The 23,342-nt window shown below is 69.7% G+C and carries 22 protein-coding genes; 14 read left to right on the top strand and 8 right to left on the bottom strand.

Annotated features, from left to right (window positions below; translation table 11 throughout):
- Nucleotides 1-7 precede the first annotated feature (7 nt).
- From AC07X5_RS07420 to AC07X5_RS07395, 6 genes are read left to right on the top strand one after another with little or no spacing between them, the layout of a single operon-like run.
- Nucleotides 8-607 carry a YqgE/AlgH family protein gene (locus tag AC07X5_RS07420; RefSeq protein ID WP_409960731.1) on the top strand — a complete coding sequence of 200 codons (600 nt, stop codon included), beginning with the start codon at nt 8-10 and terminating at the stop codon, nt 605-607.
- Nucleotides 604-1,029 carry a Holliday junction resolvase RuvX gene (gene ruvX / locus AC07X5_RS07415; protein WP_409960730.1) on the top strand — a complete coding sequence of 142 codons (426 nt, stop codon included), beginning with the start codon at nt 604-606 and terminating at the stop codon, nt 1,027-1,029. Before AC07X5_RS07420 ends, ruvX begins: the two co-directional genes overlap by 4 nt.
- A complete protein-coding gene (gene pyrR / locus AC07X5_RS07410; RefSeq protein ID WP_409960729.1) occupies nt 1,026-1,562 on the top strand; it encodes a bifunctional pyr operon transcriptional regulator/uracil phosphoribosyltransferase PyrR in 537 nt (178 codons plus the stop codon). Before ruvX ends, pyrR begins: the two co-directional genes overlap by 4 nt.
- Before the next feature lie 2 nt (nt 1,563-1,564).
- Complete coding sequence (locus AC07X5_RS07405; protein WP_494769609.1) at nt 1,565-2,527, top strand: aspartate carbamoyltransferase catalytic subunit; 963 nt, start codon at nt 1,565-1,567, stop codon at nt 2,525-2,527.
- On the top strand, nt 2,524-3,822 hold the full coding sequence (locus AC07X5_RS07400; protein ID WP_494769608.1) for a dihydroorotase: 1,299 nt from the start codon (nt 2,524-2,526) through the stop codon (nt 3,820-3,822). The genes AC07X5_RS07405 and AC07X5_RS07400 overlap by 4 nt, the downstream gene beginning before the upstream one ends.
- 29 nt (nt 3,823-3,851) lie before the next feature.
- A complete protein-coding gene (locus AC07X5_RS07395; RefSeq protein ID WP_494769607.1) occupies nt 3,852-4,589 on the top strand; it encodes a lysophospholipid acyltransferase family protein in 738 nt (245 codons plus the stop codon).
- Between the two features lie 100 nt (nt 4,590-4,689).
- On the opposite strand, the gene AC07X5_RS07390 is transcribed toward AC07X5_RS07395, so the two are convergent.
- On the bottom strand, nt 4,690-6,078 hold the full coding sequence (locus AC07X5_RS07390) for a chloride channel protein (protein WP_494769606.1): 1,389 nt from the start codon (nt 6,076-6,078) through the stop codon (nt 4,690-4,692).
- Nucleotides 6,079-6,490: 412 nt separating this feature from the next.
- On the opposite strand from AC07X5_RS07390, the gene AC07X5_RS07385 reads away from it, so the two are divergent.
- From AC07X5_RS07385 to AC07X5_RS07370, 4 genes are all read left to right on the top strand, one after another.
- Nucleotides 6,491-6,781, top strand: coding sequence for a hypothetical protein (locus AC07X5_RS07385; protein WP_409960724.1), 291 nt, complete (start codon nt 6,491-6,493; stop codon nt 6,779-6,781).
- Between the two features lie 245 nt (nt 6,782-7,026).
- A complete protein-coding gene (locus AC07X5_RS07380) occupies nt 7,027-8,262 on the top strand; it encodes a Yip1 family protein (protein WP_494769605.1) in 1,236 nt (411 codons plus the stop codon).
- 110 nt (nt 8,263-8,372) lie between these two features.
- The gene (locus AC07X5_RS07375) at nt 8,373-8,939 is read left to right on the top strand and encodes a DUF4166 domain-containing protein (RefSeq protein ID WP_494769604.1); all 567 of its coding nucleotides are present in this window, start codon (nt 8,373-8,375) and stop codon (nt 8,937-8,939) included.
- Entirely contained in the window at nt 8,936-9,328 is a 393-nt protein-coding gene (locus tag AC07X5_RS07370) for a thiol-disulfide oxidoreductase DCC family protein (RefSeq protein WP_494769603.1), read from the top strand. Before AC07X5_RS07375 ends, AC07X5_RS07370 begins: the two co-directional genes overlap by 4 nt.
- Nucleotides 9,329-9,355: 27 nt before the next feature.
- On the opposite strand, the gene AC07X5_RS07365 is transcribed toward AC07X5_RS07370, so the two are convergent.
- Both AC07X5_RS07365 and AC07X5_RS07360 read right to left on the bottom strand, forming a co-directional pair.
- On the bottom strand, nt 9,356-9,979 hold the full coding sequence (locus tag AC07X5_RS07365; RefSeq protein WP_409960720.1) for a DUF6272 family protein: 624 nt from the start codon (nt 9,977-9,979) through the stop codon (nt 9,356-9,358).
- Between the two features lie 179 nt (nt 9,980-10,158).
- Nucleotides 10,159-11,235 (bottom strand): ABC transporter ATP-binding protein, encoded by a 1,077-nt coding sequence (locus tag AC07X5_RS07360; protein ID WP_409960719.1) that lies wholly within the window; start codon nt 11,233-11,235, stop codon nt 10,159-10,161.
- Between the two features lie 119 nt (nt 11,236-11,354).
- On the opposite strand from AC07X5_RS07360, the gene AC07X5_RS07355 reads away from it, so the two are divergent.
- The 4 genes from AC07X5_RS07355 to AC07X5_RS07340 all read left to right on the top strand — a co-directional run bounded on the left by AC07X5_RS07355 (nt 11,355) and on the right by AC07X5_RS07340 (nt 16,960).
- A complete protein-coding gene (locus tag AC07X5_RS07355) occupies nt 11,355-12,983 on the top strand; it encodes an ABC transporter permease (protein WP_494769602.1) in 1,629 nt (542 codons plus the stop codon).
- Between the two features lie 49 nt (nt 12,984-13,032).
- Nucleotides 13,033-13,941 carry a LysR family transcriptional regulator gene (locus tag AC07X5_RS07350; protein WP_494769601.1) on the top strand — a complete coding sequence of 303 codons (909 nt, stop codon included), beginning with the start codon at nt 13,033-13,035 and terminating at the stop codon, nt 13,939-13,941.
- Between the two features lie 119 nt (nt 13,942-14,060).
- Nucleotides 14,061-15,470, top strand: a complete 1,410-nt coding sequence (locus AC07X5_RS07345) for an 8-oxoguanine deaminase (protein ID WP_494769600.1) — start codon at nt 14,061-14,063, stop codon at nt 15,468-15,470.
- Nucleotides 15,471-15,649: 179 nt separating this feature from the next.
- A complete protein-coding gene (locus AC07X5_RS07340) occupies nt 15,650-16,960 on the top strand; it encodes a uracil-xanthine permease family protein (RefSeq protein WP_494769599.1) in 1,311 nt (436 codons plus the stop codon).
- A gap of 68 nt (nt 16,961-17,028) precedes the next feature.
- Here the strand turns inward: AC07X5_RS07340 and AC07X5_RS07335 are convergent, their stop codons facing one another.
- From AC07X5_RS07335 to AC07X5_RS07315, 5 genes are all read right to left on the bottom strand, one after another.
- A complete protein-coding gene (locus AC07X5_RS07335; protein ID WP_409960714.1) occupies nt 17,029-17,349 on the bottom strand; it encodes a hypothetical protein in 321 nt (106 codons plus the stop codon).
- Nucleotides 17,350-17,476: 127 nt separating this feature from the next.
- A complete protein-coding gene (locus AC07X5_RS07330) occupies nt 17,477-19,006 on the bottom strand; it encodes a PepSY domain-containing protein (RefSeq protein WP_494769598.1) in 1,530 nt (509 codons plus the stop codon).
- Nucleotides 19,007-19,022: 16 nt separating this feature from the next.
- The gene (locus AC07X5_RS07325) at nt 19,023-21,224 is read right to left on the bottom strand and encodes a TonB-dependent receptor (protein ID WP_494769597.1); all 2,202 of its coding nucleotides are present in this window, start codon (nt 21,222-21,224) and stop codon (nt 19,023-19,025) included.
- Between the two features lie 118 nt (nt 21,225-21,342).
- Nucleotides 21,343-21,699 (bottom strand): DUF2946 family protein, encoded by a 357-nt coding sequence (locus AC07X5_RS07320; protein ID WP_494769596.1) that lies wholly within the window; start codon nt 21,697-21,699, stop codon nt 21,343-21,345.
- Nucleotides 21,700-21,780: 81 nt separating this feature from the next.
- Nucleotides 21,781-23,220: an aldehyde dehydrogenase family protein gene (locus AC07X5_RS07315; RefSeq protein WP_494769595.1), complete on the bottom strand. Its 1,440-nt coding sequence runs from the start codon at nt 23,218-23,220 to the stop codon at nt 21,781-21,783.
- Between the last annotated feature and the right edge of the window lie 122 nt (nt 23,221-23,342).

Below are 23,342 nucleotides of genomic sequence, written 5' to 3'. Positions count from 1 at the left end.
GGCCAATATGTCTATCGATTCTGCGCCCATCAACCTGACGCACCATTTCCTGATCGCCATGCCCGGTCTGGAGGATGCGTCTTTCGCGCGCAGTGTGGTCTACCTGTGCGAGCACAGCGAGCGTGGCGCCCTGGGGCTCATCATCAACAAGCCCAGCGACATCACGCTCAAGGGCCTGTTCGACAAGGTCGACCTGTCCCTGCGCCGCGAGGACCTGCGCGCCGAACCCGTGTTCCAGGGCGGCCCGGTGCAGACCGAGCGCGGCTTCGTGCTGCACGAGCCCATGCTCATGGACCGGGCCGAAAACGACGAGTCGGTCTACGCCTCCACCATGACCATCCCCGGCGGCCTGGAGATGACCACCTCCAAGGACGTGCTCGAAGCCCTGTCCACCGGTGCCGGTCCGCGCCGCGTGCTCATCACCCTGGGCTATTCGTCCTGGGGCGAGGGCCAGCTCGAGTCCGAACTGGCCGAAAATGCCTGGCTCACCGTGGGCGCCGATCTGTCGGTGATTTTCGACACCCCTGTGACCGAGCGTTACGACCGCGCGCTGGGCCTTCTGGGCCTGCAGGCCTGGATGCTCTCGCCCGAGGCGGGGCACGCATGACCGGCTTGCCCGTTCAGCCTGCCGTTCCTGCGCATTTCCAGACCTTTCTTGCCTTCGATTTCGGCGCCAAGCGCACGGGGGTGGCCTCAGGCAACCGCATGCTGCGCACGGCCAGCCCGCAGGAGACCATCAAGGCCGAGGGCGCCGACGCGCGCTTTGCGCAGGTGGCCCTGCGCATCAAGGAATGGCAGCCCGATGCCCTGGTGATCGGCGTGCCCTACCACCCCGACGGCGCGAGCCACGAAAACACCGAGCGCGCCCTGAAGTTCGGGCGCCAGCTGCGCGGCCGCTTTGGTTTGCAGGTGTTCGAGGTCGATGAACGCTACAGCACCACCGAAGCCATCGCCGGCGGTGCCAAGGATGCCGATGCCGCCTCGGCCTGCATCATCCTGGAACAGTTTTTGAGGAATCTTCCACCATGACGACGCCCAATTCACCTTCACCGTCCGGCAGCCTGGTGCTCGACGCCGAGGCCCTGTACCGCGAGCTGCTGCGCGGCGTGCGCAGCATGGTGAACCCGGGCAGCACCCAGTTGGCGGGAATCGCCTCTGGCGGCGCCTGGCTGGCCGAGCGCCTGCAGAAGGACCTGGGCCTCGCGGGCGCCCCCGGCGTGCTCTCGTCGGTGATGCACCGCGACGACTTCGCCCAGCGTGGCCTCGCGGCCGGCGCGCAGACCGCGCTGCCCTTCGATGTGAACGGTGCCGACATCATCGTGCTCGACGACGTGCTGTACACCGGCCGCACCATCCGCGCGGTGCTCAACGAGCTGTTCGACTACGGCCGCCCCGCCAGCGTGCGCCTGGCCGTGCTGGTGGACCGCGGCGGGCGCGAGCTGCCCGTGCACGCCGAATTCGCCGCCGCGCGCGTGGCGCTGCCGGCCACGCAATCGCTGGCCCTGGCGCGCGACGCCCAGGGCGGGTTCCAGTTCCAAGTCCACCAAGCCCGGGAGGCCTGACCGTGCTGCACAAGCGCAACCCCCAACTCAACCGCAATGGCGAACTGGTCCACCTGCTGTCCATCGAAGGCCTGCCGCGCGACATCGTCACGCACATCCTTGATACCGCCGCCAACTTCGTGAGCGTCAGCGATCGCGAGGTCAAGAAGGTGCCGCTTTTGCGTGGCAAGAGCGTGTTCAACCTGTTCTTCGAGAACAGCACGCGCACCCGCACCACCTTCGAGATCGCGGCCAAGCGCCTGTCGGCCGACGTCATCAACCTCGACATCGCGCGCAGCTCGGCCAGCAAGGGCGAATCGCTGCTCGACACCATCGCCAACCTGTCGGCCATGGCGGCCGACCTGTTCGTGGTGCGGCACAGCGAATCGGGCGCACCCTACCTCATCGCCCAACACGTGGCTCCCCACGTGCACGTCATCAATGCGGGCGACGGCCGGCATGCCCACCCCACGCAGGGGCTGCTGGACATGTACACCATCCGCCATTATAAAAAGGACTTCAGCAACCTCACCGTGGCCATCGTGGGCGACGTGCTGCATTCGCGCGTGGCGCGCTCGGACATCCACGGCCTGACCACGCTGGGCTGCGCCGAGGTGCGCGTGGTGGGCCCGCGCACCCTGGTGCCGTCCGACATGTCGCAGATGGGCGTGCGCGTGTGCCATACGCTCGAAGAGGGCATCAAGGACGCCGACGTCGTCATCATGCTGCGCCTGCAGAACGAGCGCATGAGCGGCGCGCTGCTGCCGTCGAGCCAGGAGTATTTCAAGAGCTTCGGCCTCACGCAGGAAAAGCTTCGGCTGGCCAAGCCCGACGCCATCGTCATGCACCCCGGCCCCATCAACCGCGGCGTGGAGATCGACTCCGCCGTGGTCGACGGCAAGCAGAGCGTGATCCTGCCGCAGGTCACTTTCGGCATCGCAGTGCGCATGGCCGTCATGTCCATCGTTGCAGGAAATGAAGCATGAAGATACTCATCCAGAACGGCCGGGTGATCGACCCCGCTTCCGGCTTTGACCAGACCTGCAGCATCGCCTTGGCCGCGGGCCGCATCGTCGGCATCAACCGCGTGCCGCCCGACTTTGCCCCCAACCGCGTGATCGACGCCGCCGGCTGCTACGTGCTGCCCGGCCTGGTGGACCTGGCCGCGCGCCTGCGCGAGCCCGGCCACGAGCACGAAGGCATGCTCGAATCCGAAATGGCCGCGGCCGTGGCCGGTGGCGTGACCAGCTTGGTCTGCCCGCCCGACACCGACCCCGTGCTCGACGAGCCCGGCCTGGTGGAGATGCTCAAGTTCCGCGCCGAGAAGCTGCACCAGAGCCGCCTGTTCCCGCTGGGCGCGCTCACGCGCAACCTGGCCGGCGAGGTGCTCACCGAGATGGCCGAACTCACCGAGTCCGGCTGCGTCGGCTTCAGCCAGGCCGAGGTACCGCTGGCCAGCACCCAGGTCACCCAGCGCGCGCTGCAGTACGCCGCCACCTTCGGCTACACCGTATGGCTGCGCCCGCAGGACCTGCACCTGGGCAAGGGCGTGGCTGCCAGCGGCCCGCTGGCCACGCGCCTGGGCCTCTCGGGCGTGCCCGTGGCGGCCGAGACCATTGCCCTGCATACCATTTTCGAGCTGCAGCGCAGCACCGGCGCCCATGTGCACCTGTGCCGCATCAGCAGCGCCGCGGGCGTGGAGCTGATCCGGCGCGCCAAGGCCGAGGGCCTCAAGGTCACGGCCGACGTGAGCATCAACTCCCTGCACCTGACCGATGTGGACATCGGCTTCTTCGACAGCCGCGCCCGCCTGTCGCCCCCACTGCGCCAGCAGCGCGACCGCGATGCGCTCAATGCCGCCTTGGCCGACGGCACCATCGACGTGCTGGTGAGCGACCATACCCCCGTGGACGAAGACGCCAAGACCCTGCCGTTCGCCGAGGCCGAGCCCGGCGCCACCGGGCTGGAACTGCTGCTCAGCCTGGCCCTCAAGTGGTCGCAGGACAGCGGCGTGCCGCTCAAGCGTGCGCTCGCCGTCGTCACCAGCGAGCCTGCACGCGTGCTGGGCGGCGCATTGGGCACCCTGCAGGCCAGCGTGGGCAAGATCGTCGAAGGCGGCGTGGGCGACCTGTGCATCTTCGACCCCGCTGCCGCCTGGACGGTGCAGGGCGAGGCCCTGCGCAGCCAGGGCAAGCACACGCCCTTCCTGGGCTACGAGCTGCCCGGCCGCGTGCGCACCACCCTGGTCGGCGGGCAGGTCGCCTTCGACCGCGGCGGCTGAGCCGGCTCCATGCGAATGACGGTGCTGCCATGAGGGCCCTGCGCGCCATATGGCGCCTCGTGCGCATGCTGGGCCACATCCTCAAGGGCATGGCCATCGTGGCGCTGCGCTTTCCTGCGCTCTCGCCCGACCAGCAGCACGCCCGCGTGCAGGCCTGGTCCATGGAACTGCTGGCCAAGGCCGGCATCTCGCTGCGCCTGCTGGGCCAGCCCCCGGTCACCGGCCCGGTCATGCTGGTGGCCAACCACATCTCCTGGCTCGACATCCCGGTGATGCACGCTGCGCGCCACTGCCGCTTTGTTTCCAAGTCCGACGTCAAGGCCTGGCCCCTGATCGGCGGCCTGGCGACTGCCGCCGGCACCCTGTACATCGAGCGCGCCTCGCGCCGCGACGCCCTGCGCATGGTGCGCACCATGCAGGAGTCGCTGGAGCGCGGCGAGGTGCTCGGCGTCTTCCCCGAAGGCACCACCGGCGACGGCCGCGAGATCCTGCCCTTCCACGCCAATCTGATCCAGGCCGCCGTGGCCGCCAACGCCCCCGTGCAGCCCGTGGGCCTGCGCTTCGTGGACCGCACCACGGGCGAGTTGAGCTTCGCCCCCAGCTACATCGGCGACGAAACCCTGGTCGGCTCCCTCTGGCGCACCCTGAGCGCCCCGGCCATCGAGGCCGTGGTGCACTATGGCGAGCCGCAGCTGCCCGCGGGGCGGGATCGGCGCGTGTTCACGCAGGATCTGCAGGGGGCTGTGGACCGGTTACGGCGCAGCTGAGAGCGAGAAGCCCGAGCTGCCCTCGCATCTGGCGGGGTATGCGTTCGGGCGCAGGCGCGTGGTGTGGTGCAGATCCGTGGGGCGCTGCTGTCGCCCAGTGTCATCGGTGCGCAGCCGTGGCGCCAGGCGAGGTAGGCGGCACGGGCGCGGGGCCTGTGGACTCGGATGGTGGCGGCACCGCCACCGACTGCACCATGGCCTGCGCCAACGTCTCGTACAGCGGCCGCGCCAGCATGCGCGAGACCAGGCTGGCCAGCATGGCGGCGGCCATGAGGCTGAGCACCATGGCGTGGCCGTCCACCATTTCCATCACGATGATGAAGGCCGTGAGCGGTGCCTGCGTGACAGCCGCGAGGAAGGCGGCCATGCCCATGGCGATGAGGGCGGGAGCGATGTCGCTGCCCAGCAGCAGCGACACGTTGTGCCCCACGCCCGCGCCGATGGACAGCGAGGGCGCGAAGATGCCGCCGGGCACGCCCAGCCAGGCCGATAGCCAGGTGGCGATGAACTTGAGCGTGACATAGAACGCCGGCATGTCGGCCTGGCCTGCCAGCATGTGCTTGACCGCTTCGGAGCCTGCGCCGAAAGTGGCCCCGCCCGTGACCAGGCCGATCACGGCCACCACCAGCGCACCCAGCGCCGCGAAGCGGATCGGAAAGCGCGCGCGCAGCCGGCAGGCGCGCTCGCCGGTGCCGGTGAGCGAGGCCGCCAGCAGCTTGGCGAACAGCCCGCCCAGCACGCCGCACGCCAGCGTGACGGCCAGGCCGGGGAGCAGGGCGTCCCAGTCCAGCCGCGGCACCTGGATGCGGCCGAAGTAACTCAGGTTGCCGAAGGCCGACACGCCCATCAAGCCCGCCAGCACGATGGCGGCGATGATGACGCCGCTGCTGCGCGACTCCAGCTTGCGCGACAGCTCCTCGATGGCGAACACCACGCCGGCCAGCGGCGCGTTGAAGGCCGCCGCGATGCCGGCCGCGCCGCCGGCCACCAGCAGCGCATGCGCGGTGATGCCCGAGCGCGGGTCGAACCAGCGCCGCGCATGGTGCATGACGCCCGCAGCCACCTGCACCGACGGCCCCTCGCGCCCGATGGACAGGCCCGCCAGGAAACCCGCGCTGGCCAGCACGATCTTGGCGAACGACAGCCACAGCGAAACGAAGCGCCCGCGCCAGCCCGGCTGCAGCGCCGGGTCCAGCGCGCTCATGACCTGGGGGATGCCCGAGCCCGCCGCCCCTGGCGCCCAGCGCCGCGTGGCCCACACCACGGCCGCCGTGACGGCCGGCATCCACAGCAGCACGGCCCAGCCGCCCTGCCAGCGGTAGATGTGCATGAACAGCTCGAAGGCTGCATCGGCCAGCAGTGTGAACGCCACCACGCATAGCCCGGCCGCGCAGGCATAGGCCAGCACGATGGAGCGGTCCAGCCAGCGCCGGCCGTCCTTGAGTTCGTCGCGGACGTTGTGGAAGAAATCGGGTTCCTGGTGGTGCATGGGCGGGGCGCTTGCAATTGCCGTGCCGCAGGGGGCGGGGCTGGGTGGCAGTCACAAGGGTCGATGCACGGGCGGGCGCCTGGGTTCCCCTGCAATGGCATTTCATCCTGCATTTGGGGGTCTCGGTGGTGGTGATGGGCATGAGGGTCTCCACCACGAATTCGCCGGGCGGCAATCCGGGGGCATGGGCCCAGGGCGATGTCCACCTCGCCTTTGCGCAGGGGCGCCTGCCGCAGGCGGCTTGCAAAGCGGCGTGGCCGGGGGCGTGCGCCACGCTTTCTGAGGCCGACCGGCCGGGCGGAACCTTCGTACCCTGCAGGCGCCCGGCTTGGCGATGTTGTCCGACAGACCGGGCCCGGTGGTTTGCCCCATAGTGGTTCCATCCTTCCCGGCCTACGGAGCGTGATCCACCATGATGCGAGCAATCTTCCGGCAAGCGGCTTTCTGGGCCTTTGTGGCCGGTGCCGCCATTGCAAACGCCCAGGGCGTCAACACGCCTGCCATCGTGCCGGGGCTGCGGCCTGCCGTTCCACCCGCATCGTCGCCCTACCAGCCTCCGATGCCAAGCACCAGCACAACGCCGCAGCAGACCCCTGCGGCCCCGCCCAGCCAGACCCCGGCCCAGACGCCGGAGCCGCCACCCTCCCAATCGCCCTCCGAGACGCCGCGCGAGCCGGTGGCTGCTCCACCTGTGCAGGGCTGATAACCGCAGCCTCTGGCGCAGGCCCTGCGCTGGGGCGCGCCTTGCCGTTCTTCCGTTGCGGCCAGTTCGGACAGCCGGAGTAGCCTGCCTGTCCGAAACCGTGCATATTCCACGTTTGCAACGGCAGGGCGCAGAGGTGGGCGGCTCAAACGCAGCCTGATTGCCTTATCGTCCGCACCAGTCGACAGGCCTGCGTTCATGGTGAAGTGCAGGCGTCGTCCATTCACTGCGCCGGGGAGGCCACCATGAACCTGATTGAACGCGTCAAGAGCATTCTTCTCAAGCCCCAGGAGACCTGGGCCACCATCGAGTCCGAGCCTGCCGACGTGGCAGGCCTGTACACCCAGTACCTGATGATCCTGGCGGTGATCCCCGCGGTCTGCGGTTTCATCGGCATGTCGCTGATCGGTGTGGGGGGCTTCGGCTTTACCATGCGGGTGCCCATTCTCTGGGGCCTGACCAACATGGTGGTCTCGTACGTGCTGAGCCTGGTGGGTGTGTTCGTGCTCGGCCTCATCATCGATGCGCTGGCCCCCACCTTCGGTGGCCAGAAGAACCAGATCCAGGCGCTCAAGGTCGCGGTCTACGGCAGCACGGCGGCGCTGCTGGGCGGCATCTTCACCCTGTTGCCCCTGTTGTCGATACTGGGCCTGCTGACGGCGCTGTACTCCATCTACCTGGTGTACCTGGGTCTGCCGGTGCTGATGAAGAACAATCCCGAAAAGTCGATCGCCTACACGGCGGTGGTGATCGTGGCCGGGGTCGTGGTCGGCATCGTCATCGGCGCGGTGAGCACGCTGTTCGCGCCGCGCGGCCCCGCCATGTTCAGCGGCTCCTCGGACGCGCCGGCCATCACCATGAACACCCCCGGTGGCAAGGTCACCATCGACACCGCCGGCCTGGAAGCCGCTAGCAAGAAGATGGAAGAGGCCGCGCGCCAGATGGAAAAGGCCCAGAAGAGCCAGGACCCTGCCGCCATTGCCGCCGCCAACAGCGGTGCCGTGGCTGCTGCGGCCGGCATGATGGGTGGCGGCCAGGCCGTAGCGGCCCAGTCGCTCAAGGCCGCGCTGCCAGAGAAGCTGGCCGATCTGCCGCGCACGGGCTTTGACGTGCAGGACGGCGCGGCCCTGGGCCTGCCCACCAGCCAGGCCAGCGCCTCCTATGGCAGCGGCGACAAGCGCGTTCGCATCGAGATCATCGACATCGGCGGCCTGGGCCAGATGGCGGCCCTGGCCATGGGCATGGGCCAGGGCGAGAAGGAAGACCAGAACAGCGCCGAGAAGACCTGGCAGGAGAATGGCCGCACGCTGCACCAAAGCTACCGCAAGGATGGCAGCCGCGCCGAGTTCAAGACGGTGCTCAAGAACGGCGTGGTGGTCGGCATCGAAGGCGACCGCGTGGGCGTGCAGGACCTGCGCGGCATGCTGTCGCAGGTGGACCTGAACGCACTGGAAGCGCTCCAGCGCAAGCCCAAAGGTTGATGCAGGCCACCATGGCGGCATGAGCGGGCGCCGGCCCGCATTTTTTTGCCTGCGTTGCAGGGCAGGTAGACTGGATGCACGCAGTCTCTTGTCCTTGATCCCCCGGATCCATGAACGACTCCATTGCCTCCACCGCACCCGCCACGCTGTACCAGCGCGTCATGGGCGGTGACTTTGATCGGCTGGCTTCTCCCGTGGCGCGTTTTCACCGCCTGGCTGGACCACAGGTGCTGCACGGCCAAGTGCAGGTGCAGGCCCCTGCATCGCTGCTGGGCCGTGTGCTGGCCTGGGGGCTGGGGGCGCCGCAGCAGGCAGGGCATGGGGCGATCCGTTTCGAGCTGGATGCCACGCCCGCCGCCGAGGTCTGGACCCGCATCTTCCCCATGCGCACCATGCGCTCCACGCTGCGCGAGGCACCGGGCTTTGTCGAGGAGCACATGGGCGCGGCGCGCTTGCGCTTCGGCCTGTCGGCGGTGGAGGGCGGCCGGCTGGAAATGCGCCTGGTGCGCATGTGTTTCCTGGGCATACCGTGCCCGCGCTGGCTGCAGCCGGCCATCGTGGCGCGCGAGACGGGGCAGGGCGATGACGAGCTGCACTTCGACGTGCAGGCCAGCGTGCCCTGGATCGGCCGTGTGGTGGCTTACCAGGGGCACCTGCGGGTGCCTCCCATGCCATGATCGTCGTCTTCGACGGCAAGTGCCTGCTGTGCAACGGATGGGTGCAGTTCCTGCTGCGCCATGACCGGCAGGGGCGCATCCGCTTTGCGTCCATGCAGGGGCAGGAGGGCGGGCGCCTGCTGCGCGAGGCGGGCCTGTCGGCCGGTGAGGGCCTGCAGACCCTGTTGGTGATGGAGGGCGGCAAGAGCTGGCAGCACACGGCCGCCATCCTGCGCGTGCTGCACCGTCTGGGCTGGCCCTGGCGGTTGGCCTGGGTGGGCTGGTTGGTGCCGGCGCCGCTGCGCGACGCGCTGTACCGCTGGGTGGCGCGCAACCGCTACCGCATCTGGGGGCGGTCGGAGGTGTGCATGGTGCCGGCCCCTGAGCATGCAGGGCGCTTTCTCGATTGAACTGGCGCCCCCTGCGGACGCACCTGTTCAAATCCGCGCTTTGACGTGGAACTGTGCCGTGCGGCCCTCGGTCTCCGGCGTGGAGGCAAAGCTGTATTCCAGCGGTGCACTGGCATCGCGTGCAATCGTCAACAGGCCCAGGCCGGCGCCTTTGCTCAACGTGTCATTGGCATTGTGGTCGGGGTTGCGCAGCTGCTCGCGGTAGCTTTGCTTGATCTCTTCGAGGCTCATGGCCCGCAGGGTGTCGAGCTTGTCGGTCAGGCGCGGCACATGGGCGATGTCCACCGCGTTGCTGCATACGATCCAGTATTGCGCGGGGGCCGCCTCGGCCTCCTGGCCATCGCCGGGCAGGTCCTTGCCCACGCCAATGGCGCCCTTGGGGCCGGGGGCCGCAGTGGCCGCACCATCAGCGGCCGGCGCTGCGCCGTCTTCGGGCGGCACGGCATAGTGCAGGATGTTGTGCGCCATCTCCACGAAGGTGGAGAACAGCTTGCGCTTGGCCGGACCCGAGGCGTCCTCGGTGGCCAGACGCTGCTTGAGCGAGTCGGCCGCCGCGGCCACCACGGCCGGGGTGAACTCGCCTGCGTAGTAGAACAGCACGCCGCAGTCCTGCGCGTTGGCCTGGAAGCGTTCGAAATCGGGGCCGTTCATGCGCTGGCCCCCCAGTGGGTGAGACGGAAGGATGGCGGTACCGCCTGGACGGAGGCTCCAGCGGCCGGGCGACTGGCAAGAGAAGACATGCAGGAACCGGTGATACTACGAATTGCAACCGATTCTTGCCGTCTTGCGTGACGGCGCCGTGACGTTTCGGTGAAGCGCGGCCCGGCCGCTCAGGCGGGCTGCGCTTCGCGCGGGAATGTCACCACATGGTTGGCCTCTGCGCGTATGCCGATCCACTCGCCCAGCGCATGGTCGTGGTGGCTGGGCACGTGGGCCAGCACGGTCTGGCCGTTGGCCAGGCGCAGGGTGTACAAGAACTCCGAGCCGCGGAACGACTTGCGCACGATCTGCGCCTGCACCGGCGAGGCATCGTCGTGCACGATGTCGTCGGCGCGCAGCAGCACATCGCATTCGCCGCCCGGGTAGCTCGCGGGCAGGGGGCACTCGGCCAGGTCGGTCAGCTCGCCCACGGGCGTCTGCGCCACCACGTTGCTGCCGCGCTGCACCAGCGTGGCGGGCGCGAACACGCCGTGGCCGATGAAATCCGCCACGAAGCGCGTGGCCGGGCGGTGGTACAGGGTGTAGGCATCGTCCCACTGGTGCAGCTGGCCCTCGTGCATCACGCCGATCACGTCGCCGATGGCAAAGGCCTCCAGCTGGTCGTGCGTGACGAACAGGGCCGTGGCGCCCGCGGCCTTGAGGATGCCGCGCACCTCGTGCGCCAGGCGCTCGCGCAGGTCCACGTCGAGGTTCGAAAACGGCTCGTCCAGCAGCATGAGCTGCGGGCGCGGTGCCAGCGCGCGCGCCAGCGCCACGCGCTGCTGCTGCCCGCCCGACAGCTCGTGCGGAAAGCGCTGCTCGCTGCCCGCCAGGCCCACCAGCGCCAGCACCTCGGCCACGCGCGCCGCCTGCTCGGCGCGCTGCAGGTGGTGGATGCCGAAGGCCACATTGCGCCCCACCGACAGGTGCGGAAACAGCGCATAGTCCTGGAACACCATGCCGATGCGCCGCTGCTCGGGCGCAACGCTCACGCTGGCGCTGCTGACCACCTTCTGCGTCAGGCTGATCTGCCCGCCCGACACGGGTTCGAGCCCGGCCACGGCGCGCAGCAAGGTCGTCTTGCCGCAGCCCGAGGGGCCGATGAGCACGCCGATATCGCCCGCGCGCAGGCCCAGGGACACGTTCTGCACCGCCGCGCGGGGGCGGCCGGCATAGCGCACTTCAAGTTGGGAGACCTCTAGGAACATGGTCCCATTTTAGGTTGCCTGGGCCAAATGCTTAAAATTCGCATTTGCATTTCCGAACTCCCCTGCCGCCCCGGGCGCGGGGCCGGCATGCCCTGACCCCTTTGCCGAGCCTTTTCGCCTTGCGCCGCACACCTTTTCGCATCCACACCATTCCCCTGGTCCTGCTCGCCGGCATCCTGGTGCTCCCCGTCCTGGCGGTGCTGGCCTCGTGGCTGCCGATCGGGCAGGCCGACGCGCTGGCCGGCCCCATCCTGCGCGAGATGGCTTCCACCGTGCTGCCCGGCTATGTGTGGACCACGCTGTGGCTGAGCGTGCTGGTGGCGTTGGGCGCGGCCACCGTGGGCACGGCCGCAGCGGCAGCGGTCACGCTGTTCGACTTCCCGGGCCGGCGCGCCTTCGAATGGCTGCTGCTGCTGCCCCTGGCCATGCCGGCCTATGTCACGGCCTATGCGTACACCGACTTCCTGCAGTTCAGCGGCCCGCTGCAGGTGGGGTTGCGCGCCACCTTCGGGCTCGAAGGCCGGCTGCTGCCCGAGGTGCGCAGCCTGGGCGGTGCGGTCTGGGTGTTCATCTTCTCGCTCTACCCCTATGTGTACCTGCTGGCGCGCACCGCGCTGGGCGAGCGCGCCGCGCACCTGATGGAGGCCGCGCGCCTGCTCGGCGCACCGCTGCCGCGCCGCATCCGCGCCGTGGCGCTGCCGCTGGCGCGCCCGGCCGTGGCCGCCGGCGTGGCCCTGGTGCTCATGGAGACCCTGGCCGACTTCGGCGTGGCCAGCTACTTCGGCATCCAGACCTTCACCACCGGCATCTACAAGGCCTGGCTGTCCATGGACAACCGGCTCGCCGCCGCGCAGCTCGCCACCATCCTGCTGGTGGTGGTGATGGCCTTGCTGCACCTGGAACACCGGGCGCAAAAGCGCATGCGCTTTGCCGCCGGCCTGGGCCGCGCGGGCTCGGCCGAGGCGCAGCCCATGGCGCTGCGCGGTGGGCGCCGCCTGCTGGCCTGGGCCGTGTGCGGCCTGCCGGTGCTGATGGGCTTTGTCGCGCCCGTGGTGTTCATGCTGCGCCCGCTGGCGGCCGACTGGTCGGTACTGCCCTGGGCGCGCTTCATCGAATGGGCCGGCAACAGCGTGCGCCTGGGCGCCATCACCGCCGTGCTGGCCGTCATCGTGGCGCTGGCGCTGGCCTTTGCCGTGCGCCGCAGCGCCGACGCCGTGACGCGCGGCGTGGTGCAACTGGTGAGCCTGGGCTACGCCGTGCCCGGCGCCGTCATTGTCGTGGGCTTGCTGCTGCCCGTGGGCTGGCTGCAGGCCGCCGCGCCCCAGTGGGGCCTGGGCGCCTTGGTCACCGCCACTGTCACGGGCATCGTCTGGGCCTACCTGGTGCGCTTTTGCGCGGTGGCGCTGCAGTCCATGCAGAGCGGCTATGCGCGCATCCCGCAAAGCCTGGACGACTCGGCACGCATGCTGGGCACCGGCAGCGCCGGCCTGTTGGCGCGCGTGCACTGGCCCCTGCTCAAGCGCTCCACCGCAGCGGCGGCGCTGCTGGTCTTTGTGGACGTGATGAAGGAGCTGCCCGCCACCATGGTGCTGCGCCCCTTCAACAGCGACACCCTGGCCGTGGTGGCATACCAGCTCGCGCGCGACGAGCGCCTGGGCGAGGCCGCGCTGCCCTCGCTGGCGCTGGTGGCCGTGGGGCTGGTGCCGGTGATATTGCTCAGCCGCACGCTGAGGTCGGGCAAGCGCTAGCAGTCCGCTGGTTGCAGCACTTGGCGGCAAACCGGGTAACCTGCGCGCCATGCACGCCCGAGTTCTGCGCTACCTCGACGAAGTGGTCCGCCGCGGTTCCATCCGCAAGGCGGCCGAGCACCTGCACGTCGCGCCCACGGCGGTCAATCGGCAGATCCTGGACCTGGAGGCGGAGCTGGGCGCGCCGCTGTTCGACCGCATCCACAACCGCCTGCGCCTGACGCCGCTGGGCGAGATGGTGCTGGCCCATGTGCGCAGCACCCTGCGTGAGCACGCCGCGCTGCGCGAGCGCATCGCCGAGTTCAAGGACGAGCGCCGCGGCGAGATCACCGTGGCCACCACGGCGGGGCTGGCGGGCTCGCTGCTGCCCTCGCTGGTGCATGCGTTCCGCCAGCGCTACCCGGGCATCGCGGTGCGCACCATCGACCTGCCGATCACCGAGATCCCTGCCGCCGTGGAGCGCGGCGAGGCCGAGCTGGGCCTGGGCTACGACCTGTCGCTCAAGCCCGCGCTGCGCACGCTGTCGGCCAGCGAATGGCCCATCGGCGCCGTGGTGCCGCCCAGGCATGCGCTGGCGCGCCAGTCCTCGGTGCTGCTCAGCGACTGCATCGGCCATGCGCTCATCCTGCCGGCGCCGCAGCTGACCATCCGCACCCTGCTCGATGAGGCCTTTGCGCGCAATGCCATCACGGTGACGCCCGTGGCCGAGTCGACCTCGGTGGCGCTGATCCTGCGCCTGGTGGTGCTGGGCGAGGGCATTGCCCTGCTCAATCCGCTGGACGTGATGGAAGAGCGCGCGCGCAACGCCCTGGTCTTCGTGCCGCTGCGCGACGCCCACTTGGCGCGCCAGACCCTGGTGCTGGCGGCGCGTGCCAAGGGGCAGCTCAGCCCCGCGGCCGAGTTGATGGGCGCCAACATCGGCGATGCCCTGGCGCGGCTGTACGCCGGCGCGCGCTGAGCGGGCTGCGACTGTCCACATTTTGTGGACACCCCGAGCGCAATTTGGCGCTATCGCGTGGGCATCGGCCTTCCTAGACTGGCGGCACCGCATCTGCACAACAAGCGAAGCCGCCCCCCATGAGCACACAGACCACGCCGACCCCCCTGATCGCCCTGAACGCCGATGTCCTCGTCACCATGGACGCGCAGCGCCGCGAGATCCGGGATGGCGCCCTGGTGGCCCACGGCCCCGCCGTGCAATGGGTGGGCCCCACGGCCGAGCTGCCGCTGGAATACCGCCGCACGGCCGACGAAGGCCGGGCCCGGGTGCTGGACATGCGCGGCCGCGTGCTGCTGCCCGGCCTGGTCAACACCCACCACCACATGTACCAGAGCCTCACGCGCGCCGTGCCCGCGGCGCAGGATGCGGAGCTGTTTTCCTGGCTCACCAACCTCTACATGCTGTGGTCGCACCTCACGCCCGAGATGGTGCATGTCTCCACCCAGACGGCCATGGCCGAGCTCATGCTCTCGGGCTGCACCACCACCAGCGACCACCTGTACATCTACCCCAACGGCGCGCGCCTGGACGACGCCATTGCCGCCGCGCAGCAGATGGGCATGCGCTTTCACGCCGCGCGCGGCTCCATGAGCCTGGGGCGCAGCAAGGGCGGCCTGCCGCCCGATGCGGTGGTGGAGGAGGAAGAGGCCATTCTGCGCGACAGCCTGCGCCTCATCCAGCAGTACCACGACGCCTCGCGCCACGCCATGCTGCGCGTGGTGCTGGCGCCGTGCTCGCCGTTCTCGGTGACGCGCGAGCTGATGCGCGAGTCGGCCCTGCTGGCGCGTGCCCACGGCGTGTCGCTGCACACCCACCTGGCCGAGAACGACAACGACGTGGCCTTCTCGCGCGAGAAGTTCGACATGACCCCCGCGCAGTACGCCGAGAGCCTGGGCTGGGTGGGCCGCGACGTATGGCATGCGCACTGCGTCAAGCTCGACCCCGAGGGCATTGCCCTGTTCGCGCGCACCGGCACGGGCGTGGCCCACTGTCCCTGCTCCAACATGCGCCTGGCCTCGGGCATCGCGCCCGTGCGCGCCATGCGCGATGCCGGCGTGCCCGTGGGCCTGGGGGTGGATGGCAGTGCCTCCAACGATGGTGCCCATATGCTCGGCGAGGCGCGCCAGGCCCTGCTGCTGCAGCGCGTGGGCCATGGCCCGGCCGCCATGGGCGCGCGCGAGGCACTGGAGATCGCCACCCTGGGCGGTGCGCGCGTGCTCAACCGCGACGACATCGGCGCGCTGGCGCCCGGAATGTCGGCTGACTTCGTGGCCTTCGACATGTCGGCCGTCGGCTATGCCGGCGCAGGCCACGACCCGGTGGCGGCCCTGGTGTTCTGCACGCCGTCCCACGTGGACACCAGCGTCATCAACGGCCGTGTGGTGGTCGAGCGCGGCCGCCTGCTCACGGCCGATCTGCCCGTGGTACTGGGGCGCCACAACGCGCTGGCGCAAACGCTGTTCGAGCGGGCCTCGGCCGGCCACTGATCGCTTTATCCACCGATCCACCCACCACCAGGCTGCCCTTTGCGGGCGGGCCCGGTTCATCCTGGGCGCATGCCGCCCGCCATCGCACGCAAGGAGCCCCGGCAACGCGCCCCACCAGTGACCGCATTCCTCACATGACGACAAGTGCCCTGCAAAAGGGCCAACAAGGAGACAAGACAATGGAACAACAACTGCTTTACCAGGTGGAAGACCGTCCACCGATGATCGCCACCACGGTGCTGCTGTCGCTGCAGCACCTGCTGGCCGCGCTCGGCGGCATCATCGCCGTGCCCCTGGTGGTGGGTGGCGCGCTCAAGCTACCGGCCGACCAGATCGTGGCGCTGGTGAATGCCGCGCTGCTGGGCTCGGGCATCGTCACCATCATCCAGTGCAAGGGGGTCGGGCCGGTGGGCATACGCCTGCCCTGCGTCATGGGCACCAGCTTCGCCTTTGTCGGCGCGGGCATCAGCGTGGGCCTGGAGCATGGCGTGGCCGGCATCCTGGGTTCTTCGCTGGTGGGCTCGCTGGTGATGATCGTGGGCAGCTTCTTCATGCCGGTGATACGCCGCTTCTTCCCGCACACCGTCACCAGTGTGGTCGTGACCCTGATCGGCCTGTCGCTCACGCCCGTGGCGGTGGACTGGGCGGCCGGCGGCGTGGGCGCCAGCGACTATGGCGCCGTGGGCCACCTGGCCATCGCTGGATTCGTGCTCGCGCTGGTCATCGCCTTCGTGCAGTGGGGCAAGGGCGTGGTCTCGGCCAGTGCCGTGGTGCTGGGCATCGCCAGCGGCTATGTGCTGTGCCTGGCGCTCGGCCTGATCGACTTCACCCAGGTGCGCGAGGCGCCGGTGTTCGCCATCCCGCAGCCGCTGCACTTCGGCATGGCGTTTCCGGTCTCGGGCATCTTCGCCATGTCCATCGCCTTCCTGGTCACCATCGTCGAGACCACGGGCACCTTCATGGCCCTGGGTGCGGCCACGCGCACGCCCATCCCGGGCAAGCGCCTGGCCAGCGGCATCCTGTGCGACGGCGTGGGCTCGGCCTTCGCGGCGGTGATGTCCAGCCCGCCGCTGTCCACCTTCGCGCAGAACGTGGGCGTGGTCTCGCTCACCGGCGTGGCCAGCCGCCACGTGGTCACGCTCACCGGTGTCATGCTGCTCTTGGCCGGGCTGTTTCCGGTGCTCGGCGCGCTGGTGGTGACCATTCCGCAGCCCGTGCTCGGCGGTGCGGGGCTCATGATGTTCGCGATGATCGTCGCGGCCGGCATCCGCATGCTGGCCAGCACCGCGCCCTCGCGGCGCAACACCCTCATCATCGCCGTCTCGCTGGGCTGCGGCTTGGCCGTCACGGTGCGGCCCGAGCTGCTGGGGCGCCTGCCGGCCTTCGTGCGCGAGGTCTTCGGCTCGGGCATCACCGTGGGCGCGCTGGTGGCCGTGGGCCTGAACCTGGCGCTGCCCGGGCGAGAGCACGGTGAAGACGAGCCCGCCTGAGCCCACGCCGGCATGAAAAAGCCGCCCGAAGGCGGCTGGCTGCGTTGGCGTGCTGCCAGGCGAGCGGCTCATTCGCTCCAGTCCGAGTGCTTCTCGCAGATCTTGTTGGTTTCCTTGCCCTTGCGGGTTTCGGCAAAGGTCACGAGGTTGCCCTTGAAGTCGTCGGGCGTCTCGTTCCACATGCAGGTGCACCAGGCCTGGGCCTTGGTCTGGCCCTTGATGGGGCTTTTCTCGTCGCCGCCCTCGTAGAGCTTGGCGGCATAGCCCAGGCACTGGCGGTACTGGGCGTCGCCTGCCGGGGGCTTGTTGTAGTCGGTGGCGGCCAGGGCGGATGTGCCCGCAGCCAGGACGAGAAGGGCGCCGGTGAGCGCGGTACGGATCGATTGCATGGGGGGCCTTTGCCAGGTGGGTGGTTTTTGGTGTTGAAGACGGCGGGGCCCGGGCGCCTGCGGCAGGGATGCAGCATGCCACCCGGGTGTTACGCAGTGTATCTTGGCGAAACAGAAAGTTTCAACACTATTTTGCACCCACCTTGGCAGCCTGCACTGTGCCCCGCAACGGCCGCACCAGCCGCCGCCAGCCCACCACCACGCCCGTGGCGCTCAGCACCCCGCCGCCCAGGCTCAGCACGATGAGCAGCACATCCCACAGCGGGCGGCTGGCCAGCAGCGGCGCCCAGTCCCAGCTGTGCAGCAGGGCGAACAGCCAGCGGCTGGCACGGCGGTGCGTGTCGCTCTTGTCGAGCACGGCGCCGGTGTGCGGGTCGATGTGCACCCAGGTGGCATGGGCGTCGGCAAACACCACGCGCAGCACGGGCAGGGGCTTGTCACCGCCGCCCGTCATGGTGTGGGCGGCACGGCTGTAGTAGTGCAGGTCGTAATCGTGCAGCAGCTCGGCGCGGGCCACTGGGGCGGCCACCAAGCGGGCCGCGGCGTCCTGCAATGATTGCGCATTGAAGGTCTGGGCCTGTGCTGTGGCGGCGTCCAGCACGGCGGGCGCACCCGTGGGGCTGGCGGCCAGCACCAGGGTGTGGCCGGCGTGGCGCACCCAGCGCAGCTCGCGCGTGTTGGGCGAAGCCGCGGCCAGCAGGGCCTGCACGCTGGCCGCCTGTGCCGGCACCACCAGTGGGCCGCCGTGCATGGCCTGCTGGCGCAGGGCCGGGGCGCCGCTGTCGAAGATCTTCCAGGGGTTCATGGACATCAGGCCGCTGAAGATCCAGGTCAGCGTGACCGCCGCGAACAGCAGGCCGAAGACATGGTGCCAGCGCATCATGAACCCCCGGTAGGGCGAGCGCGAGCCGTTCTTGTAGCGCCGCGTGAAGCGCCAGCGCAGCACGCCCACCACCGTGCCCGTGAGGGTGAGCACGATGCCCGCGATGGACAGCCAGTTCACGATGTCGGCCCACCAGGCATTGAACACATTGCCGCGAAACGGGTAGAGCCAGTGGATCCAGGCGCCCAGGTAGTTCCAGCCGCGCTCGCTGCGTGTGGCGTCGCGCACCACCTCGCCCGTGGTGCCCGAGACATACACCTCGGTGTCCGCCGCGTCGCCCAGGGCCAGGCGGTGCAGGGGGCGGTGCGCATCGAGCGCGCGCGAGTGGGTGAAGGCGTCTTCGTCCAGCGTGCCCAGGTGGCGCGGGGCGCCTTCCGATGCGCCCGCGAAGGCCTGGGCCGATGCCGTGGCCCGGCCCGCGTCCACGCTGCGCAACACCTCGCCGGTGGCGGCATCCACCACCGTGGCCGGCTGGCGCTTGGGCGCGCCCTCGGGCTGCACCAGGTACACGGCCCGCCCGCCGCTGGCCACGGCCAGGCGCAGGTCGGCCAGGGGGCCGGTGATGCCGGCCGCGCGCAGAGCATCGGCGGGCTCCAGCGCGATGGATGCACCGCGCAGCGGCGCCAGGTGTTCCAGGCGCTCGGTGGCCGTGAGCTTGGGGTAGCCCACGTACATCATCACCACGCCCGAGAAGAACCACATGGCGAAGAAGGTGCACAGCACCACCCCGGCCCAGCGGTGGACCAGGTACAGCCAGCGCTTGGCGTGTTGCATGCGGTGTCCTCCGGCCTCAGAACGCGGTGTGCAGCGTCAGATCGGCCGTGCGCGGTGCGCCAAGGTAGACCTGGTCGCGCACCTCGGCCGCGTAGGTGCGGTCGGTGGCGTTGCGGATGCGCGCGGTGAGCGTGGTGGCGGAGCCGAGCTTCCAGCCCAGGCCCAGGTCGAGCAGGGTGTACGAGGGCCAGTACTTGGTGTTGGCCGCATTGCCATAGACCTTGCCCACATGGCGCAGCCCCGCGCTGGCCGTGACCGTGGGCGTGATGGCGTACGACACCCAGAGGTTGGCCACCGCCTGCGGCACCAGGGCCGGCACCTTGCCCGCCATGGACACGCCGCCCTGCACGAAGTTCTCGTACCGTGCGCGCGTGAGCGCCAGGTTGCCCTGCAGCTGCCACTGGGCGCTGGGGCGCAAGCCAGCCGACAGCTCCACGCCGCGCGAGGACTGCTCGCCCACCAGCAGCGTGAGGTTGGGGTTGGCCGGGTTCTGCGAGGCGATGTTCTGGCGCCGGATCTCGTACACCGCCACGGTGGCGCTGCCCTTGCCGTCCCAGAAGTCGAACTTGCTGCCCACTTCGACTTGGCGGCCCGTGGTCAGTTCGCTGTTGTTGCGCACATCGGCAAAGGAGGCTGAGGCCAGCGAGCCCGAAGGCGGGTCGGCCGCGTTCGAGGCCTGGGCGTACAGGTTGGCGCCGGGGGCGATGTCCCACACCAGGCCCAGGCGGCCGGTGGTGGGACGGTAGTCGCGGCTGAAGGTGGCGGGCGCGGCGGCCGTCACGGCGCGGCGGTTCACCAGGTCCAGGGCTATGCGCTCGTGGCGCAGCGCGGTGACGAGGTTCAGGCCGGGTACCACGGCGGTGCGGTTCTCCAGGTACAGGGCGGTCGTCGTGGCCTTGTTGTCCTTGTCGGCGTTCCAGACTGGTGACAGGCCTGGAATGTCGAAGAAGTTCTCGGTTGCAAAGCGGTAGGGGTCCACGGTGCTCACGGTGACGGCGGGGCCTTGCGGGAAGCGCGTCTGCTTGTTCACGCTCATGTCCAGGCCAAAGGCCCAGTCGCTCTTTCGGCCCGCCAACTGGCCCTGGTAGGTGCCTTCGATGCGGTTGCCCAGCAGCGTTTGGTCATGGCGCTGCAGATAGGGCGAGGTGCGCGCCACGGCCGTGTTGGCGGCGTTGAAGGTGTAGATCTCCACGTTGCGGTAGTCGCGCAGCGCGTCGTAGGCGTAGAAGGTGTTGCGCAGCTGCAGCGCGTCGGACACGCGCCACTGCGCCACCGAGCGCAGCCACTGCACGCGGTGCCCGTACACGCCGTCGGCGCTGTTGTAGTTGGCAAAGCGCGTGGCCGGGTCGATGCGCAGCGCGCCCACGGCGGGGTTGAGCACCGGCGTGCCCCAGTAAGGGCGGTCCACATGGTCCTTCTGGTACTCGTACGACAGGGTGTGGGTGAAGCCCCCGCCCAGGTCCGACAGCAGCGAGGTGGCCAGCTGCGTGGCCTGGGTTTTCGTGCCCGTAGTCCAGCTGCCCGCGTCGCGGTGGTTGATGTCGATGCGCGCGAAGTGCGCCGGGCCGGAACTGTCGCTGCTGCCCGCACTGCCTGCGATCTGCCGGTTCAGGCCCACCGAGATTTCCTTGAGCCCGTAGGAGCCCGCGCGCACCTGGCCCTCGGCGAAATTGCCGCGCTCGGCCGTCTTGGTGATGTAGTTGATCGAGCCGCCCACCCCGCCCGAACCGTAGAGGAAACTCGACGCCCCGCCGATGGCCTCGACGCGGTCGTAGATCCAGCTGTCCACCGCGCGCGTGGCGCTGCCGTACTGCGGGTTGATGCCGTTGTACAGCTGCGCCACCGAGTTGGCCGTGAAGCCGCGGTAGCTTGCGGCCATGGAGCCGGGCGCGTTGTGCGCGCTGACGCCGGGCACGGCGCGCAGGATCTCCTGCGTGTCCTGCGCGCCGCGCGCGTCGATGGTGGCACGGTCCACCAGGGTGACCGAGGCCGGCGTTTCGCGCGCCGTGAGGCCCAGGCGGCTGCCTGTAGCCACTGGGGTGTCGAGCTGCAGCCGGCCATTGGGCTGGGCCGCGGCATCGACCACGTCGACCGGTTGCAGGGTGGGTGTCTGCGCCGTGGCGGCCAGTGGCACCAGGGCCAGGATGGCTGTGCACATGGGCGACAGAGGGAAGAAGCGGGCGGGCGTGGCGGCACCAGCCAAAAGGGAACGGGACATGGCAAAACTCTCTGGCGGACGGCATGGCACCGGGCTGCCGGTGCGCACCGTCCGCGGCGCGGACGACGGGAAAGCCGCGCAGCCCGGGCGATCCGGGGCCGCGCGAATGGCGGTCAGGTCAGAGAGTCGTTGGCGGCCCGCGGGCGGGCAGGGGTGCTGCGGTGATGGCCGCGATGCGCGCCGCCTCCACGGGCTGCACGGCATGCGCCAGCGGCTGCGGCAGGGGGAGGGTGGCCGTGCTGGCCGGTGGTGGGGCGCCCACGGTGGCGCACAGCGGGCAGTCCATGCCCATGGCGCCCATCTCCACGGTGCCGTCCTCGGTCTGCACCAGCAGCTTGATGGTGCCGGCACCCGAGCAGATCACCTCGATGGCCTGCGGGTTCACCAGCGGCGAGGCAATCGCCACGCCCACGGACGCCATGAACCAGGCCAGCACCACAAGGCGCAGGGCGGCAAAGGTTCGAAGGGCGTGCATGGGGCGCAATTATGCAGGCAAGCCGCCAAAAGCAATCGGGCGCCGATGGCGCCCGATGGATCTGCGTCAAGCCAGGATGGATCAGGCTTGCGTGTACGCCGTCTTCACCGTGGTGTAGAACTCCGCCGCATAGCGGCCCTGCTCGCGCGGGCCGTAGCTGCTGCTCTTGCGGCCGCCGAAGGGCACGTGGTAGTCCACGCCAGCCGTGGGCAGGTTCACCATCACCATGCCGGCCTGGGCGTGGCGCTTGAAGTGCGTGGCGTGCTTGAGGCTGGTGGTGGCGATGCCGCTGGCCAGGCCGAAGGGCGTGTCGTTGGCCAGGGCCAGCGCTTCCTCGTAGTTCTTCACGCGCTGCACGCTCACCACGGGGCCGAAGATCTCTTCGCGGTTGATGCGCATGCCGGGCGTGGTCTCGGTGAACAGGGCCGGGCGCAGGTAATAGCCGGGGGCGCCGTCGGCGTTCTTCTCCAGGGCTTCGCCGCCGTAGGCGAGCTTGGCGCCTTCCTGCTGGCCGATGCCGATGTACTCGAGGTCCTGCGCCAACTGGCGGTCGTCCACCACGGGGCCGATGTCGGTGCCGGCCTTGCGCGCGTCGTCCACCTTCAGAGTCTTCATCTTCTCGACCATGGCGGCCACGAAGCGGTCGTGGATGCCTTCTGTCACCACCAGGCGGCTGCTGGCGGTGCAGCGCTGGCCGGTGGAGAAGAAGCCGCTGTTGATGGCAGCGCCCACGGCGACGTTGATGTCCGCATCATCGAGCACCACGAAGGGGTTCTTGCCGCCCATCTCCAGCTGCACCTTGGCGCCGCGCGGCACGCAGGCCGCTGCCACGCGCTGGCCCGTGCCCACCGAACCGGTGAAGCTCACGCCGGCGATGCGCTCGTCTTCCAGCAGCACCTGGCCCACGTCCGAGCCGCGGCCCATCACCAGGTTGAACACGCCGGCCGGCAGGCCCGCGCGGTGCAGAATGTCGGCCAGCGCCCAGGCGGAGCCGGGCACCACCTCGGCGGGCTTGAACACCACGCAGTTGCCATAGGCCAGGGCCGGCGCGATCTTCCAGGCCGGGATGGCGATGGGGAAGTTCCACGGCGTGATGATGCCGATCACGCCCAGGGGCTCGCGCGTGATCTCGATGCCCACGCCGGGGCGCACCGAAGGCAGCACCTCGCCGCCGGGGCGCAGCGCCTCGCCGGCGAAGAACTTGAAGATGGCGGCCGCGCGGCCCACTTCGCCAATGGCTTCGGGCAGGGTCTTGCCCTCTTCGCGGGCCAGCAGGTCACCGAGCTCGGCCTTGCGAGAGATGATCTCGTTGCCCACCGCGTCCAGCACGTCAAAACGCTGCTGCGGGGTGGACAGGCTCCACGCCGGGAAGGCGGCGTGGGCAGCCGAGACGGCCTCCAGCGCCTGCTCGCGGCTGGCCACGGTGTAGTCGCCGATCACGTCGCGCGTGTCCGAAGGGTTGGTGTTGCGGTAGCTGCGGACGCCTTCGGTCCAGTTTCCGCCGATCAGATTTGCATGCATGGTGGTTGTAGGCTGAGGTGGGTGGTTGAGGGGGTGAAAATCAGGGTTGCCGCAAGGCTGGGCGCTCAGCGCCGCACTGCAGATGGGCTGGCGGTTGATGTAGTGAACACTGAACGATAACC

This window comes from Acidovorax sp. GW458-11-26-14-TSB4, assembly GCF_059423865.1.
This window is presented reverse-complemented; position numbering and strand designations above follow the sequence as displayed.